Genomic DNA, 17493 nt, shown 5'->3' on the forward strand with positions numbered 1-17493 from the left:
GACAGGCGGCGACGGAAGGCTCACGAGACGCACCGGACAGATCCGTCCATTCCCGAACATCCACCCCGCGACAAGGCGGCACCAAGTGCGGCGCTTCGGGGAAAATGGACCTGGCTAATTATGGCGACTGGAGATTCGTACTATCAGCAGCGGAGTGTGCCGCTATCCGCCCGCCCCCATCCGCCAATGCGGCTCTGACGTGCGAGGACAGCACTTCTGTGCATGCGACTCCATGACTGCGCTCCGTGCTCGCGTCGTCATTGACGGTGTTGCCATCGCCCGATGGCTCGGCTAACCTCGACGCCAGCAATACCGCCGGTCTCAGGAGGTGGGAATAGGCTCATTTCATGGATAGCCCGCATAAATGCCAGCGGCGGTGACCACCGCCAATATTCGCCACATCAAAGCAGACTGGACTCACGGGGGCCGTCCGCTAGGCAGTGTCAGCATGATGAGATTTGCAGGTCATTGGGGGAACCGCTGTGGACGATCCAATCGAGAAGGCTGTGCGGCGAGCGATCGCCGCCATGCACGAAAAGCTAGGCGAGCAGCTCACCGTCGACGACATGGCCCGCGCTGCCATGTTCAGCAAGTTTCACTTCACGAGGGTCTTCCAGCGAGCCACCGGTGTGACGCCGGGCCGCTTCCTCTCCGCCCTGCGTCTGCAGCGCGCCAAGCACCTGCTCGTCTCCACCTCGTTGAGTGTCGCCGATATCAGCATGCGAGTGGGATACAACAGCGTCGGGACTTTCAGCTCCCGATTCACCCGGAGCGTGGGAATGCCACCCACGACGTACCGCCGACTGGCCGGCTTCGCCCCGCAGATCGCGACCGACCCCGATTACCGGATGGGGCACTCGCACAACGCCCGGGTGCAGGGCCGCGCCTGGGCCCCGGAATCGCATGTGGACAGTCCGGTGTTCCTGGGCCTGTTCCCGGATCGCATCCCGGAAGGGCAGCCGGTCCGCTGCACGGTCCTGTCCCGCCCGGGCGCATACCAGCTCGACGGCGTACCACCGGGTAACTGGTTTCTCCTCGCCCAGTCGGTCAACGGGGAACTGGACGCCGACATGGTCGCCGACGACGGAGACCAGACCGTCTGCGTCGCCACCGTCGGTCCCCTGCACATGCGGGGCGACGGCGTGCTGCACGCCGACCTCGACCTGCAGCCGGTCCGCGCGATGGATCCCCCGGTTCTGCTGGCGCTGCTCGACCAGCGCAAGTTCGCGCTGGCCCGGGTGGCCGAGGAGCGGATGGGCGCGGTGTCGTCGATCGGCGCCGCGGTCGCGGCGGGCCGCTCCGCCGCGTGAGCGGTCCGATCTGATTCCGATCCGACGAGGTCGACGGTCCAGCCCGAGCAGGTGAGGCGGGCTGGCCACGGAACGACCCGGGTGACGGGCGACCGGATCGCCGCGCCCCGACTCCCACCGCGGCCGCCCGCCGTTCACCGTCGCCGCCGCGCCCGTCGGCCGGCCGGGCCGGCCGGCGTGACCGAATGCCGCCCCGAGCGCTCGGGCCGTGGCCCGCGAGGCCGTCGCGCCGTCGCCGTGAAGGCCGCCCGCGCAGCACGTCCGGGAAGCGGCGGCCACGCCCCGCGCATTCCGCCCGGATGGCGGACGCCCATCGGTCGCGTCCTCGCGCGCCGCGCGTGGTCCCGGCCCGACGAGGTCGCGCCGGCGCTCGACCGTCCACCGGTCGTGGCGGTTCGGCGGGCGACCCGGGCTCACCCTTCCCGGCGGTTCTCGCGCGACGAGTACGGCGTGGGAAGCTCCCCCGCGCGCCAGGGACTCCCGCCCGGCAAAGAGGCGTTTTCATCCACTGTCGTCAATGGGAAGCAACCACGGAGGTGCACCCGATCCGGGCCTCCCAGACGATTGATCCGCAATTCCTGATCCCACCGACAGGGGGGCGACGCCGTGACACCCGGCAGACCGGCGACGTAACCATCGCCGACCCCTCGGCCGGCAGGGGCGCCGCCACGGCCGGCGCGTCGGACCGGGGCGCCGGGTCGCCGAGGCGCCACCGGTCGGCGCGCGGACCCGGGTCGACGTGACGTACGCGGGCGACGGCCCGGGGGCGCGCGGCCGGGACCGCCCTCCCCGATGTCCACGGCCGGCGGCCGGGTGCCGTACCCGCGGATCCGTCGCTGAGCGGCGCGTCGAGGAGTGCCAACCCCTCGGCACCGTGGCCGGGAATCGATCCGAGGAGTGACATGCCCCACCGACCGGCGCACCGCAACCCGTGGTCCGTCCTTGCCGTGCTGTGTCTGGCGAACTTCCTCATCCTGCTGGACACCACGATCGTCAACACCGCAGCGCCGCACATCATGGCGGAGCTGCGCACCCCGGTGGACGGGGCGTTGTGGGTGCTCAACGGATATCTGCTGGCCTTCGCCTCGCTGCTGATCACATTCGGCCGGCTGGGCGACCGGGTCGGCCCGCGCCGGGTCTTCGTCGTCGGCCTCGCCGTGTTCACCGTCGCGTCGGTCTGGTGCGCGTCGTCCCGGCACACCGGCGAGCTGGTCGCCGCCCGGGTGTTGCAGGGGGTCGGCGCCGCGGCGTTGCTGCCCCAGGCCCTGGTCCTGATCTCCGCCGTCTTTCCTCCCCAGCGCCGCGGCGCCGCCTTCGGCATCTTCACCGCGGTGGCCGGCGTCGCCGCGGTCAGCGGCCCCACCCTGGGCGGTCTGCTCGTCACGGAGGCCGGCTGGCAGTCGATCTTCTACCTCAACGTGCCGGTGGGTCTGGCCGGACTGCTGCTCGCGGCACGGTACCTGCCCCGCCTGCGGCCCGACCGGGCGCACCGGTTCGACGCGGTGGGCGTCGCGCTCGCCACCGGGGGCCTGCTGGCCATCGTGTTCGGCCTCGTCGAGGGGCAGCGGTACGCGTGGGGTCGGGTGCTGGGACCTGTCGGCATCCCGCACGTCCTCGTCGCCGGGGTGGTGCTGCTCGCGCTGTTCGTCTGGTGGGAGCGGCGGGCCGCCGAGCCGCTGCTGCCGCTGGACCTCTTCGGTGACCGGAACTTCACCATCGCCACGGTGCTGACGGCCATCAGCTCCCTCGCCCTGTACGGCTTTCTGTTCGTCTTCGTGCTGGAGACCCAGAACATGCTCGGCATGAGCCCGCTCGACTCCGGCCTCGCCGCACTACCGTGGACGGTCACGCTCAGCGCCGTCGCACCGGTCGCCGGCCGGCTCGCCGACCGGGTGGGCGGCCGGATCCTCCTCGTCGTCGGCCTCGCGCTGCAGGCCGTCGGCGTGCTCGGAGTCGCGCTGCTGCCCGGCCCCTCGTCGTCGTGGCGCACCTTCGCCGGGCCGCTCGTCGCGATCGGTATCGGCATGGGCCTGTCCATCGCGCCCACCACGACCGAGGCGATGCGTCGTATCACCTCGCGACGCGCGGGGGCGGCGTCCGGCCTGCTCAACACCGCCCGCCAGGCCGGTGCCGCACTCGGCGCCGCGCTGATCGGCGCCGTGCTGCAGAACCGCCTGCCCGACTCCACGCACCGCGCCGCGTTCCACGACGGCTTCGCCACGGCCAGCCGGCCGGCGCTCTCGGTGGTCGCCGGCGTGCTGTTCGCCGGCGCCGGGCTGGCCACGGCCATGCGACGCCACCCGCGGGCACCGGCGCGTATCGTTCCGCGGGAGCAAGTTGCACCAAACGCAACATCGAAGGTGACGAACATGCAACCCGACCCTTACTCTGGTCTGGCCGGTGCTGTCGATAGCGGGGAACCTGATGCGTATCTCAGATCTCAGTAGGCAGACAGGCGTACCGATCGCAACGATAAAGTTCTACCTCCGGGAGCGCCTGCTCCCGCCCGGCACCCCGACCGGCCGCAACCAGGCGGCGTACGGCGAAGCGCATCTGCGACGGCTGCGGCTCATCCGCGCCCTGACCAACATCGGTCAGCTGGAACTCACCTCGGTGCGGGAGCTGCTGACCGCGATCGAGAACGACAAGGTGCCGCTGCCCGCGCTGTATTCGCTCGTCGACCGCGCGTTGTTTCCGCAGGAGCCGGCGCTGCACAGCGTGGACGGCGCGAAACAGGTGCGCGCCGACGTCGACCGTTTCGTCAAGGAACTCGGCTGGTCCCTCGACATGGATGCGCCCAGCCGGGACCGTCTCGCGCTCGTGGTGCTCACCCTGCAGCGGCTGGGCTGCGAATGCGGGATGGAATACTTCCTCCCGTACGCGGAGGCGGCCGAGAAACTCGCGGTCCAGGATCTCGACCTGCTGCCCGCCGACGGGGTGGGCGCCGACCGGGCCGCCGTGGTGGTGCGGGGGGTCCTGCTCGACGTGGCGCTGTCGGCGTTGCGGCGGATGGCCCAGGAGCACCACGCGACACTGCGCTTCGGCCCGAAGACGGCCGACGCCCGGCCTGCGTAGCGCCCGGCCCTGACCCGCGGTCACGCGCAGGCGCGCACCGCCGGGCACCGCCCGGCCGACCGCCGGGCCGGCCGGCTGCGGCGACGACGCCCGGCGCCGGCCCCCCACCTCGACGAATGTGAGTTCTCATGATCGTCACCCAACCCGACACGGTGCGCGTGCACCCGGTCGCGCGGGCGATCGAGCTGCTGCGGGAGCGCTACGTCTCCCCGGAGCGGGCCGAGGCGGCAGCCACGGCGCTGCGGCAGCGACTGACCGCCGGCGCCTATGACGGCCTGGACGACTCGACGCTCGCCGAACGCCTCACCGAGGACCTGCTCGACGTGTGCCCGGACACGCACCTGTGGGTCCGGGTGCGGGACGAGCGCCGCGCTCCCGCCGGCGCCAGCGTCCGTCGGGTCGAGATCCTCGACGGCAACATCGGCTACCTGGACGTACGCCGCATGAGCGGCTCCGCGAACGGCGGCCGGGCGATCATCGGCGCGATGGAGCTGGTGTCCCGCACCGACGCGCTCATCCTCGACCTGCGGGAGAACGGCGGCGGCTCACCGGACGGCGTCGTGCTGTGGAGCAGCTACCTCCTGCCGGCCGGACCGACGCACCTCAACAGCATCTACGACCGGGTCACCGACCGGACGCGACAGTTGTGGAGCCTGGCGTGGCTGCCCGGCGAGCGGTACCTCGACCGCCCGCTGTACGTGTTGACAAGCGACCGGACGTTCTCCGGCGCCGAGGATCTCTGCCTGAACCTGAAGGTGCGTGGCCGGGCCCGGTTGGTCGGCGGGACGACGCGTGGCGGAGCGAACCTCGCCACCGTCCACGAGCTGACGCCGACGATGGAGATCGCGGTGCCGCACGCCTACTCGATCAACCCGATCACGGGCGGCAACTGGGAGGGCACCGGTGTCGAGCCCGATCTCGCGGTGCCGGCGGCGACCGCCTTCGACGTGGCGTACGCGGAGCTGCTCGACGCGGCGGGTGAACCGGGGCGGCGGGGGCACTGAGCGGCGGCGCCGGGGGTCGGCCACCGGCCGCGCCCCGGCGCCGCGGCGCCACCGGTCCCGCGATGCGCCGTCCACGGCCACGGGCAGTCATCGACCGGCCCGTCAGCGGCGGCCTGGCGCGCGGGCCTGTCCACCCTCGTCCGCGCCGACGGCCGCGCCGCGGCAGGCTACCCGGAGCCGCGCGGCGTCGACCGGCGACACCTCAGCGTCGCGCGCGGAACCCCGGCGCCCATGCCGCGCCGGTGTCGACCAGTCGGGACAACGTCTGCGACGACGTGGCCGTCGGGTCGGGCGGCGGCAGGGGGTCGCAGGTCGCGTCGGGTCGGTCACCGGCCTTGCGCTGCGGCAGCCGGCCCGTCGTGAGGTAGTCGGCGATGACGCCGGTGACGCACGGATTGCCGCTGAACGAGAGGACGTGCGTGGTCTGGCCGACCTCCGCCAGCAGCGATCCGTTCGGGAAACGGCGCCGGGCCTCGAGGCTGCCCTCGAACGGCGTGGCCGCGTCCAGCGTGCCGCCGACGAACAGCACACTCCGGACCTTCGAGCCGTCGACCTCGACCGGCGTGGAGACCGTGCCGGGCCAGAAGAGGCACGGTGCGTTGCCCCAGGCGTTGTACCAGGTGGCGAACGGTGCGCCGAGGAACGTACGCCAGTTGTCACGCCGCCAGGTGGCCCAGCTCCGCGGCCACCGGGTGTCGGTGCACTGCACCGCGTTGAAGACCGCGAAGACGTTGTCGTCGGCCGGGCGGAAGGAGCTCTCCCACGCCGCGACCAGCACCTCGGCGTCGGGGTCGTCGACGGCGCTGACGAACAGGTCGGCCAGGGTCGGCCAGATCGCCTGGAAGTAGCCGGCGTAGATGAAGATGTCGGTGAACTCGGCCGGGCCGACGACGCCGCCGGCCGGCGCCGTACGCAGCTTGTGCTGCGTCGCGTACCAGCGCTTCCGGACCTGGTCGGCGGTGCTGCCGAGGTGGTAGACGTGGTCGAACGTCGCCACCCACGCGAACCACATGCGCAGGCTGCGTTCGAAGTTCACGTCCTGGGCCAGGGCGGCCTGGTACCAGACCTTGCGCGGGTCGATGTTGCTGTCGAGCACCATGCGGCGCACCGTCCTCGGGTACACCGTGCCGTACACCTGGCCGAGGTAGGTGCCGTACGAGATGCCGTACAGGTTGACCTGGCCGATGCCGAGCGCCTTGCGGATCGACTCCACGTCCCGGACCGTGTCGAGCGTGGTCATGTGGTCCAGCAGCGCGCCGCCGGCCACCCGGCAGGCTTCGGCGTAGTTCCTCGACCGGCGGAGCCAGGTCTGCTCGATGCTCGGGCGCCAGGGGACGTACTCCGGGCGCGGCCCGTGAAGGTAGTCCTCGTCACAGGACAACGCCGGAACGCTGGCGCCGACGCCACGCGGGTCGAAGCCGATCCAGTCGTAGGCGCCGCCGACGGCGGCGGGGACGCACACCGCCGCTGACGTGCACAGCCCGGCGTTGCCGGGCCCGCCCGGCAGGGCGATGATGACGCCCTGGTAGTCCTTGGCGGGCACCGTCGCCCTGATCCGCGAGACCGCGATCTGGATCTTCCTGCCGGTCGGCTTGCGGTAGTCCAGCGGCACGTCGAGCAGGCCGCACTCGGCGCCGCCGTCGTGCGGCTCGGGCGTCCCGCAGGGTTTCCAGGTGATCCTGGCGGTCGTCGCCGGCTCCACCGCGGGCGCCGCCGAGCCGCCCGCCGCGGGCGTGACCGCCACGATCACCGCGGTGACGACGAGGGCGAGGCCCTTCGCGATCTTTCGATCCACAATTCCCCCTCATCGCGGGACTCGTCTCTCCGCCCGGGAGAGGTCCACTGTAGATGGAGCGACGGGCCGACAATTCTCGCAGAGTGCGGCGTCAGCCTCCGGAGACAGCACACGCGGTGCGTGGGGCCGGCGCCGCCGACCGGCTCCGGCCCCACTCCCACCCCGGCTCCCTTGCGTCGCGCGGGAGCGGATCCGACTACCGTGCCCCGGGGCCGGCCGACCGCCGCAGGGCTCTGTCGCAGGCCGCGAGGTGACGGCCGAGGGCGTCCTCGAAGCTGGTGGTCGGCGCGTCGAACATCAGTTGTCGGCGGACGGCCACCTCTCTGCCGGAGAGACCGCTCACCATCTCGGCCGCGGCGGTCAGGGCCATGCCCGGATCGCTTGTCACCTCGTCGACGATGCCCAGGTCGACGCTTTCGGTGGCGTCCAGATGGGCGCCGAAGAGGATCGCCCGGCGCAGCCGGGTCCCGCCGGCCTGCTGGGCGAGTCGGAAGATCGCCATGCCGGGCCAGGTGGCTTCGCCGTCGACGTACGGGGACAGCCGGACGTCGGGCGTGGCGATGCGGTAGTCCGTCGCCAGCAGGGCGTCCAGGGCGAGACCCCCGCAGTCGCCGGAGGCGACCGCGACAGTCGTGACGGTGAGCCGCTCAAGCCGGCGCAACGACCGCTCCCACTTGCTGACCAGCGCCACCTCCAGGCCGTGCGTCCAGTCCTTGCCGGGGGTGCCGGTCAGGTGCACCGCGAGCAGGGTGGTGGCCTTGGTCGACTCGGCCACCGTGCAGGCGGCGTCCACCGCGGCGACGGACTCCATCGTCAGGGGTTTCGAGCCGTCGATGCGAAGCTCGACATCGCCTCGCGTGCCGTCGCCGGCGCCACGCTCGCCCCGGCCGGTCCGGACGGTTGCCGCGCTCACCACTGGATCAACGCTGTCTCGATCGTGGAACCAGGACCCATGGTCATCAGCACTCCATAATCGCCCGGGGCCGTCACTCTCTCCTGCTGGAGCCGTTCGTACGAGAAGATGAACGAGCCGCTTGATACGTTGCCGTAGTCACGTAGCACGCTGGTGGTGTGCCGCACCTCGTGACGGTTCAGTCCGAGATTCACCGTCACCGCGTCGACGACCTTCTTGCCGCCCGCGTGCACGAGCCAGTGCCCGATGTCGCTACGACGCAGACCGGTGTTCGCCAGCAGCCGGTCCGTGACGATTTCCGCGTGCGCGCCGACGACGTAGGGAATCTGCGGGTCCAGGAAGAAGCTGAACCGGTTCTGGACGCTGTCCCAGTCGTAGCGCATGGCGTCGATCGCCTCGGGGATGATGCAACTCGCGAACTTGAGGATGCGAGGACCGCCGCCGGCGGCGCCCGAGGAATCGCCGCCGGTGGCGTCCAGGAAGTCGCCGGCGGGGCGGCCGACAAGGGCCAGCGCGGCGGCGCCGTCGCCGAACAGACTGTTCACCACCGCGGTGCGCATGGTCGAGTCCATCACGTACGCGGCAGAACACGCCTCGGTGCACAACACCACGGCGAGCTCGCCCGGATTGGCCACGGACCAGCTCGACACGACGTTCAGCGCGTTGAGCCCCGCGTTGCAGCCCATCCCCACGATGTCGCTCCGGCTACAGTGCCGGTCGATGCCCAGCTCACGGATGAGCAGGGCACTGAGCCCCGGCGTGAGGAATCCGGTGGACGTCACGCAGCAGAGGTGGCGGATGTCGGAGAGCGACGCCCCGGCATCGTCCAGGCAGGCCTGCAGGGCACGCCGCCCCATGTCCACGGCCAGCCGCTTGTGCCGGTCGAGCAGGTCCGCCTGGGTCTCCGCAGACGGGAGGCCGTCGTCTCCCGGCAACGGCAGGTCGAGGAAACGCCGGCGGATCGCGCTGTTGAGGAAGACCGACCGGATCTTCGGATCGGAGATCGCGAAGGTGTCCAGCAGGTCCTGCTGGGAGAAGGGTGTGGAGGACGAGGCCGTGCCCACCCCGACAATTGTGGACTCGCAGGGGCTGGACTGGAAAATGGGAGACTCTGCTGCCAGTGTCCGAGCGTACGGCCTCTGGGTGTTGGCGATGTCAACGGTCACGCGCAGATCTTCCTTCCGCATCTCAGCAAGCCTGGCTTTTGGGCCAGGCGCATTATGCTCGTACGCCTACGGTGCGGTCCCAGGTTGGGACGCCGCATCTTGGAGGTTGCGCGGTGTCGGCTCGAATGAGTCACGCTCGCACCTAATCAACAGCTAAGACTCTATCGCCCGACGGATACCCGATCACATCCCATAGTGCGCCGTCGAATATGACCGGCGCCCATGCCGGCGTAGTCAGGAAATGTGTTTCCGATGTCCGCCGGAGTCGCCCGAGGCTTCGGCGCGGGGATTGTCGGAAAGCCTTTCCGAACGCCCTGTCGGTCGCGTGGGCGCCTTCTCGGCGACGCCGGATCGGTCAGGTGCGCAGACCCGCCGGCGCACGATCCGGGGCCCACTCGCCGAAGCGGCCACCGCGTCCCTGGTCCTTCGTCGACGTGGTCGTCGTGAAGGACCGACGCGATGGCCGCCTCTCATCCCGCCGATCCGCCCGGTCTCGGGCGGAACCGGGCGGTCAGCGTGCGAGCGAGCGGACGAACGTGCGGACGTCGTCGACCAGCAGCTGCGGCTGCTCCAGAGCGGCGAAGTGCCCGCCCCGGTCGAACTCGGTCCACCGGGTGAGGGTCGGCAGGATCTGCTCGGCGAACCGGCGCACCGGCCGCACCGCGTCCTTGGGGAACGACGCGACGCCCACCGGCATCGTCAGCGGCCACGGCCCGGCCCAGGTCCGGACGAAGTCGGCGTCCATCCGGCTGGACTCGTAGTAGAGCTGGGCGCTGGACCCGGCCGTCGCCGTGAACCAGTAGATCGAGACCGCGGTGAGGATGTCGTCGCGGCTCACGGCGTCCTCCGGCACCTTCGCCGAGTCGGTCCATTCCTTGTACTTCTCGGCGATCCAGGCGAGCTGCCCCACCGGCGAGTCGGTCAGCGCGTAGGCGAGCGTCTGCGGCCGGGTCGACTGAATCCGCTGCCAACCGGTCCCGTCCTGCATGAACGTGCCGGTGAACTGGAGGCGGGCCAGGTCGGCCTCGCCCAGACCCTCCATGGCCGCGGGGTCGGGCGGCGGGAACGCCACGCACATGTTGAGGTGGATGCCGATGACGTGCTCGGGATCGGCCAGCCCCAGTCGCAGCGAGATGGGCATCCCCCAGTCACCGCCCTGCACGGCATACCGCTCGTAGCCCAGGCGGCTCATCAGCTCCTTCCACGCGCCGGCCACCCGACCGGTGTCCCAGCCCACCTGACCCGTCGGGCCGGAGAACGCGTAGCCGGGGATCGACGGGATCACCAGGTGGAAGGCGTCGGCGGCGTCACCGCCGTGCGCGACCGGGTCACTGAGCGGCCCGATGACGTCCAGGAACTCGGCCACCGTGCCCGGCCAACCGTGGGTCAGGATCAACGGCGTCGCGCCCTCCTCGGGCGAGCGGACGTGCAGGAAGTGCACGTTCACCCCGTCGATCTCGGTGACGAACTGCGGGTACGCGTTCAGGCGTGCCTCGGCCGCCCGCCAGTCGTAGCTGTTCCGCCAGTGGTCGGCCAGCTCCTTGACGTACTCCAGCGGCGCACCGCGATCCCAGCCCACACCCGGCATCTCGTCCGGCCAGCGCGTGTGGTCGAGCCGCCGGTGCAGATCGTCGAGATCGGACTGCGGCACTTCGATACGGAACGGACGCATCTAACAACCTCCCTGTGTCGGTCGAGAGCCGCCAGGAGCGGCGCTGGGCTCAGATCGAGGACGGCGGCGCGCCGGAGCCCGAGGCGCTGACGAGAGCGCCCCGGGCGGCCGGCGAACGCGCCGATCAGATGAACGGGGTGTTCGGGCCCAGACCGCAGACGATCCGGCCGTAGAGCTCCAGGTTGGTGCTCGGGTGCAGGATGGCGTGCAGGTTGAGCGTCTGCACGTCCCGCTGGATGCGCTGGATCGGCACGTCGCGGTAGATCGACGAACCGCCACTGGCGCCGACGAGGATGTCGACCGCCTCCTTGGCCCGCTGGCACGCGGCACCCAGGTCGAGCCGGACGCGCGCCCGCTCCTCAAGCGTCCACTGCTCCCCCGCGGCCCCCTTGGTGTCGAGCATGCGGGCCGCCCGGTGGGCGTGGAACCCGACCTCGTCGATCTTGGTGACCGCCTCGGCGATCTCCAGGTGGGTGACCGGCGCCTCGCTCTGGTTCTCGTATGCGGTGTAGGTGATCTTCCGGCCGGGCAGCCGCTCCAGGAACACGTCCTTGGCGCCCATCGCGAGGCCGAGCGCGGGCGCGCTGATCGTCGCGCACGCGGTCGGCATGAACGGCGCCTTGAAGATCGGCGAGTCCGCGTTCAGCTTGGACATGTGCTGGCCCTGGAGCACCGGCCCCATCTGGAGCACCCGCTCCTTCGGGATGAAGAGGTCCTTCGCGATCGTGGTGACGCTGCCGGAGCCACGCATGCCCGAGGTGTGCCAGTCGTCGACGACCTGGAGGTCGGAGTTCCGGATGAGCGTCATGACCGGCGCCATCCCGCCGTCCTCGGTCGGCGTGACCGCCGCGTTCGTGTTCCACGTGCTCTGCTGCACGCCGCTGTTGAACGACCACTTGCCGTTGACGATGTAGCCGCCGTCCGTCGGCACGGCCACCGCGCCGGGGCTGAGGATGCCGCTGATCCGGACGTCGGGCGTCGCGAACACCTCGTCCTGCACCTCGTCCGGGAACAGCCCCATCATCCAGGTGCTGATCGCCCACACCGAGGCCGTCCAGGCGGTCGAGCCGTCGCCCCGCCCGAGCTCGGCGATCACGTCCACGACGGTCTCCATGTCGGACTCGAAGCCGCCGTAGCGGGTCGGCACCCGCATCTTGAGCAGGTCGGCGCTGGTCAGCGCTTCGATGACATCGGGATGGAGCCGCCGGTTCTCGTCCATCCAGGGCGCCTTCTCCCGCAGGAGCGGAACGAGCTCGGACGCGCGCTTGACGAGTTCGGTCTTGCCCGGTGCGTGAACAGTCACCATCGTGTTCCTCCTAAACGGACGTCCGCTGACGCGGGGTCGCCTCGCAACGGGCGACGCGGGGTGGAGCTGAGCAGGTGGCTCGCTCGGAAGCGAGAAGCAGAAAATCGTGGCGGACGCGCGGGCGGCACGTCCCGGCGCTAGTCGCGGCCGGCGCCGAGCGGCGCCGCTGCCGGGACCCGGTTCGGCCGGCGGCCGGCCTGCCGCAGCACGCGGAGCATCCGGCCCGGGCGGAGCAGGGACGTCGGCTCGTCGATGAGGCCGGCCACCCGCATGAGGGCATTGGTGAGGCTCGGGTCGTGCACGGCGGCCCGCTGGACCTTCGCCACGTAGGCGTTGATCATGCGGATCTTGGCGGTCCGCCGGCCTTCCACGCCCGCGTAGCCGAGGTCCGCGGTCGCCGCGAACTCCCACGGCGAGTCGATCTGGCGGGAGATCTCCTGGAAGAACTCGAGCGGATCCGGCACGGTCGTGCTGCTGAGCTTGTCCGCCAGGACGCGGGACTCGACCGCGGCGATGGCCATGCCCTGCGCGTAGATGGGATTGAAGCTGCAGACCGCGTCGCCGATGACCAGGAACCCGGCCGGGAAGCGCGTCAGCCGCTCGAAGCGGCGGCGAACGCTCGCCGGGAAGCGGAACATCACCGGGTCGTTGAGCGGCTCGGCCTCGCGGACGGACTCGTAGATCTCCGGCACCGGAACCGACCTGACGAACTCGAGGAACTTGTCCGGGTCGGTCGGCGGATGGTCGCCGAGAACGCCGGTGAGCGACAGCTCGACCCGTCCGTCGTCGCCGGGCAGCCGGTAGTAGAACGCGCCGCGCGGATGCGTGGGTGTCGCCGCCGCGATGACGGCGATGTCGCTGCCGAACGGGTCGTTACGGACCCGGTAGTGGCGGGTGGTGTAGGCCAGGTCGACCTTCACCCGGTCCTCCTCCGGCCGGGAGTAGCCGAGTTCCTCCAGCCAGGTCGGCGTCCTCGACCCCCGCCCGGTGGCGTCGATCACCAGGTCGGCACGGAGCACCTCGGGCTCCGACCCGCCGTCGCGACGCTGCACCCGCGCGCCGACGACCCGGCTCTTGTCGGGCGTCGCCTCCACCCCGACGATGTCGTACCCCTCCAGGAAGCGTATGTTGCTGACCTTCTCCACCCGGTTCCGCACCTGGTGCTCGATGACCGGCCGGGTGCACGGCACCGAAAGCAGGCCGGTATTCGCCTGGCGGAGCTGCATTCCGTTGAAGTACCAACGAATCGCGCCGCTGAAGTCACCCGGCTGGACGCCGGCGGCTTCCATGTCGGCGGTCAGCCCGGGAAACTGCTTCTCCAGGATCTGTTGCCCGCGGGCGACCAGACCATGGGCGTGCCGACCGTGCGGAACGCCCTTCCGGTAACCCGCCACTCCGGCCAGTTCGTCGCGGTCCACGACGAGCACCTCGGGATACACCTCGGCGAGCACATTGGCGGCGAGCAGGCCGGCCAGGCTGCCGCCGAGTACCACCGCGCGGCCGACAGGCTGTTCAGGCATCGCGATCTTCCTCCTCTGCGAACCAGAAACGTGCGCCTTCCCCATGCCGTCAGCCGTGGTGTCGGACGAGCGAAGCCGCTGCCCGCTGCGTGAGCCCGGCAGGGCCGACTGGGTGTCAGAGCCATCTTCGGCGCTACCGGCACCGATGGCGTCTTTCTCATTGCGGAGCCCGCCGGGGCCGGAACGACGACCAGGTGAGCAGGGATGCGTGCACCCTAGCAAGCTGCGAGATGCCGCCCTCCCTGGTCGCTCTGAAGAATGGGGGCTTGAATACTTTCGGCCGGACAGTCCCGCGTCGGGAGACGTGACGCTTTTCAACGAGATATTCGGGACAGGGCCACAGGACCTGTGAATAGTCGGAGGTAGTGGCCATGAAAATGAGCCTCAAGCCCATTCAGGAAATCGTGGGGGCCGATCCTCGCTACCGCTGGGACTATCCCGGTCCCTCGGTGCAGACACCATCGAAGAAGCTTCGTTCGGTGTGGTATTTCGGTCTGCCGCTCACCTCCGCGCATCGCGATGCCCACGACGCCGGCAACGCCATGCTCGACGGGAGGTCCGAGGAGGAACGGCACCTCAACGAGGGGTCCGTGTACCCGCACGCCGCCCTGGTCGAGATGATCACGTATCAGGACAGGTGCTTCCCGGACCTCCCCTGGCGCTACATCGACATGAGCCACCTGGACTGGCAGCACGTCCGGACCGCCATCAACGAGGACCCGCCCGACGTCGCCGCCTTCACGGTCTACACGGCCACCACGCTGTGGGCCATGATCGTCGCGGCGGAGATCAAGCGGGTCAACCCCAAGGCCGTCATCGTCTTCGGCAACGACCACGCCGGCATCCTCTACCAGGAGACCCTGACCGGGAAGTACGGCAGTCGCCTGGTGGACTTCATCAGCACCGGCAACAACGGCCCGTTCACCATGATGGGCCTGTTGACCCACCTGCAGGGCGGGCTGGAGCTGAGCAAGGTCCCCTCCGTGGCGTACCGGTCGGCCGGTGGTGAGGTCGTCAACCAGGACGCCGGCACCTTCCCGCTGGACCGTCGGATCCTGCCCGACTACCGCCTCATCATCGACCAGCTCGAGAAGCACTACGACCGCGCCTTCAACGTCTGGTACTCCCAGCACTACGACCTCAAGCGGATGGTCACGGTGCCGCTGGACGGCGGGTGCACCTGGGGAAAGCGGCCGGGCCGCCGGTGCAAGCACTGCTCGATCCAGGGCCTGACCCCGAAGACGACGGATGTCGCGTCCGCGATCCCGGTGCTGGAGAACATCGTCGGGGACATCGGCGCGAACGTGTACGCCGCCGGCGACTCGACGCTCGGCTTCTCGCGTGAGCAGTGGGAGGGGAACATCTCCTACCTCAACGACATGGCGGAGGCCTGCGCCAAGTCGCCGATCCTGCAGAAGCAACGGTTCATGCTGGCCTACGGGCTGGTCTACGAGTTCCTCGAGTCGGCGGAGCTGTGCAAGGGGTTCGTGCGCACGTGGAACGTCGGGCTGGAGGCGTTCGACCCGAAGCTGCTCAAGGCCGACTCCAAGGGGATCAACAAGGGACCGGAGCGGATCGGGGAGGCGCTGGAGCTCGCGCGCGACCTCGACTACAAGCTGTACGCGTCGGGCATCATGGGCCTGCCGGGCACGACCATGAAGAACCTCAAGACCGAGGTGAACAGCTGGTTGGCGATGGCCGAGGAGTACCGCGACCTGATCACCAGCATCTCCGTCGCGGCGCCCGGGATCATCCCCGGCTCGCGCATGTACTGGGACACCTACAACGAGTCCCCCCAGGTTCGGGCCTGGCACGGTGAGATCCTTCCCGCGCGGCGGATGACCGCCCTCTACATCCGCGAGAACACCGAGGTGGAGCTCGAGGACGTGGAAGCGGCGATCACCGACCTCCGGAACGGGATCCTCCAGATCAACGGCCCGATGGAGCACATGAAGTTCGGCTACTACATGCTGGGCGGTCGGGACGAGGACGAGGCGGCCGAATACGGCCTCCTCGAGGAGATCTGCGCGCAGCTCGACTAGTCACCGGTGCCACCCCCTCCCGTCGAGATCGGCCACGAGCCGCGTCGTCGTCCCGGGCTGCTGCCTCGGACGGCCCGGCTCGTGGCCGGATCCGCCGCGCGGTCGGCCCCGCGACCGGCGACCGTGGCGTGGCCGTCCGCCCGCCCGGCGCCGCGATCCGCGCGCCCCGCCCGCGATCCGGCCGTCCCGACCGAACCGAGGCCACCGCGGCCGTGCGTGCGCCCCCTCGCCGGGCCCGCGCCGGACCGCCCCACGACTCCGCGCGTCCCGGCGCACGACGGCCGGCGGCACGAGCCGGGGACCGCCGTGGCAGGCTCCGGGACACACATCGATCGACATCTTCGTGATCCCCCCGCGGGACCGCTCCCTCGAACATCACGCGCGGCGGCGGCTCGACCGCGCAGACCGTCGTGGTTCCACCCCGGCGCCACGTCAATCCCGGAAGGAAGCAGCTCATGTCGGTGACGTCAGATCTGGAGAACATATTCAGGTCGCCAGCGAACATTCCCGCTGGCGAGTCGGTGATCCGCGGGATGACCCGCGCGTGCCTGGCGGCGGACGCGGTGAACCTGGCCCAGGGCATCCCGAGCTATCCGCTTCCGCTGAGCCTTCAGGAGGCCGCCGTGGCGGCCATCCGCTCGAACGACAACCAGTACACGTCCCCGCGCGGCAGCGAGCCGTTCCTCCAGGCCATCAGTGACTTCGAGCAGCGGCGCTGGGAGATGCCGACGCCCTACGACCCGGAGACGCAGATCTGCGTCACGTGCGGGGCGACCGAGGGCATGCTGGCCACGCTGCTCGCCGTGGCGGAGAAGGGCTCCAACGTCATCATCGTCGAGCCGGCCTACGAGTCCTACGCGGTCAACCTGCGGCTCATCGACGTGGAAGCCCGGTACGTCCAGCTCAAGGGGTCGGACTGGGTGCTGGACCCGGCCGAGATCGCCGCCGTCGCCGACCGGAACACCCGCGCGATCATCATCAACTCACCGCACAACCCGACCGGGCGCGTCTTCACCCGGGAGGAGATCCAGGGCCTGGCCGACGTCTGCCTGCGGCTCGGCATCATCGTCATCCACGACGCGATCTACGACGAGCTCTACTTCACGAACGAGCGGCCGCCCAGGATCTCCGACGTCCCCGGGATGGACAAGCAGTCGATCACGATCAACGCGCTCTCCAAGATGTTCTCCGTCACCGGCTGGCGGGTCGGCTGGGTGACCGGGCCGCAGCGCCTCATGGAGCGGGTGGCCCGCGTGCACGACTTCCTCACCATCGCGGCGCCGACCCCGTTCCAGGCGGCCGGCGCCGCGGCGCTCTCGCTGCCGGGCAGCTACTTCGAGGAGCTGCGGGAGGTCTACGGCAAGCGGCGCGACATCCTCGTCACCGGCCTCGAGAAGTGCAACATCGAGTTCCAGCGGCCGGCCGGCGCCTACTACGTCATGTGTGACGCCAGCTCGTTCGCGCGCCCCGGCGAGGGGGAGGCGGAGCTGACCCAACGCCTGCTGCGCGAAGGCGGCGTCGGCGTCGTACCCGGCCTCTGTTTCTACGGCTCGGAGCGGAGCGGCCCGCCGCAGATCCGGATCGCGTTCGCGAAGGGCGAGGACACCGTCGCCGAGGGCGTCCGCCGGCTCTACAACTACCTCAGCGCGAGCTGACCGAGCCCGCCGGCGCACCACCCAAACGCACCGGG

At 70.3% G+C, this 17493-nt stretch carries 12 protein-coding genes; 6 read left to right on the forward strand and 6 right to left on the reverse strand.

What is annotated here, in order from left to right:
- Positions 1-482: 482 nt before the first annotated feature.
- The 4 genes from ACLQ2W_RS14835 to ACLQ2W_RS14850 all read left to right on the forward strand — a co-directional run bounded on the left by ACLQ2W_RS14835 (position 483) and on the right by ACLQ2W_RS14850 (position 5389).
- Entirely contained in the window at positions 483-1310 is an 828-nt protein-coding gene (locus tag ACLQ2W_RS14835; protein WP_405090050.1) for a helix-turn-helix domain-containing protein, read from the forward strand.
- Between the two features lie 902 nt (positions 1311-2212).
- Positions 2213-3757, forward strand: coding sequence for an MFS transporter (locus ACLQ2W_RS14840; protein WP_425786909.1), 1545 nt, complete (start codon positions 2213-2215; stop codon positions 3755-3757).
- Positions 3735-4385, forward strand: a complete 651-nt coding sequence (locus ACLQ2W_RS14845; RefSeq protein ID WP_281942485.1) for a MerR family transcriptional regulator — start codon at positions 3735-3737, stop codon at positions 4383-4385. Before ACLQ2W_RS14840 ends, ACLQ2W_RS14845 begins: the two co-directional genes overlap by 23 nt.
- A gap of 128 nt (positions 4386-4513) precedes the next feature.
- Positions 4514-5389 (forward strand): S41 family peptidase, encoded by an 876-nt coding sequence (locus tag ACLQ2W_RS14850; protein ID WP_425786910.1) that lies wholly within the window; start codon positions 4514-4516, stop codon positions 5387-5389.
- Between the two features lie 202 nt (positions 5390-5591).
- Here the strand turns inward: ACLQ2W_RS14850 and ACLQ2W_RS14855 are convergent, their stop codons facing one another.
- The 6 genes from ACLQ2W_RS14855 to ACLQ2W_RS14880 form a co-directional block, all read right to left on the reverse strand.
- Positions 5592-7184: an alpha/beta hydrolase gene (locus tag ACLQ2W_RS14855; protein WP_425786911.1), complete on the reverse strand. Its 1593-nt coding sequence runs from the start codon at positions 7182-7184 to the stop codon at positions 5592-5594.
- A gap of 196 nt (positions 7185-7380) precedes the next feature.
- Positions 7381-8100 carry an enoyl-CoA-hydratase DpgB gene (gene dpgB, locus ACLQ2W_RS14860; RefSeq protein WP_425786912.1) on the reverse strand — a complete coding sequence of 240 codons (720 nt, stop codon included), beginning with the start codon at positions 8098-8100 and terminating at the stop codon, positions 7381-7383.
- On the reverse strand, positions 8094-9284 hold the full coding sequence (gene dpgA, locus ACLQ2W_RS14865) for a 3,5-dihydroxyphenylacetyl-CoA synthase DpgA (protein ID WP_425786913.1): 1191 nt from the start codon (positions 9282-9284) through the stop codon (positions 8094-8096). Before dpgA ends, dpgB begins: the two co-directional genes overlap by 7 nt.
- A gap of 490 nt (positions 9285-9774) precedes the next feature.
- A complete protein-coding gene (locus tag ACLQ2W_RS14870) occupies positions 9775-10935 on the reverse strand; it encodes an epoxide hydrolase family protein (protein WP_425786914.1) in 1161 nt (386 codons plus the stop codon).
- A gap of 124 nt (positions 10936-11059) precedes the next feature.
- Positions 11060-12241, reverse strand: coding sequence for an acyl-CoA dehydrogenase family protein (locus ACLQ2W_RS14875; RefSeq protein WP_425786915.1), 1182 nt, complete (start codon positions 12239-12241; stop codon positions 11060-11062).
- A 137-nt stretch (positions 12242-12378) separates the two neighbouring features.
- A complete protein-coding gene (locus ACLQ2W_RS14880; protein WP_425786916.1) occupies positions 12379-13761 on the reverse strand; it encodes an FAD-dependent oxidoreductase in 1383 nt (460 codons plus the stop codon).
- A 449-nt stretch (positions 13762-14210) separates the two neighbouring features.
- On the opposite strand from ACLQ2W_RS14880, the gene ACLQ2W_RS14885 reads away from it, so the two are divergent.
- Positions 14211-15803: a B12-binding domain-containing radical SAM protein gene (locus ACLQ2W_RS14885; protein ID WP_425786917.1), complete on the forward strand. Its 1593-nt coding sequence runs from the start codon at positions 14211-14213 to the stop codon at positions 15801-15803.
- A gap of 533 nt (positions 15804-16336) precedes the next feature.
- Positions 16337-17458 (forward strand): pyridoxal phosphate-dependent aminotransferase, encoded by a 1122-nt coding sequence (locus ACLQ2W_RS14890; protein ID WP_425786918.1) that lies wholly within the window; start codon positions 16337-16339, stop codon positions 17456-17458.
- Positions 17459-17493 lie beyond the last annotated feature (35 nt).

The sequence above is a fragment of the Micromonospora sp. DT227 genome (assembly GCF_049841835.1).
GTDB lineage: Bacteria > Actinomycetota > Actinomycetes > Mycobacteriales > Micromonosporaceae > Micromonospora.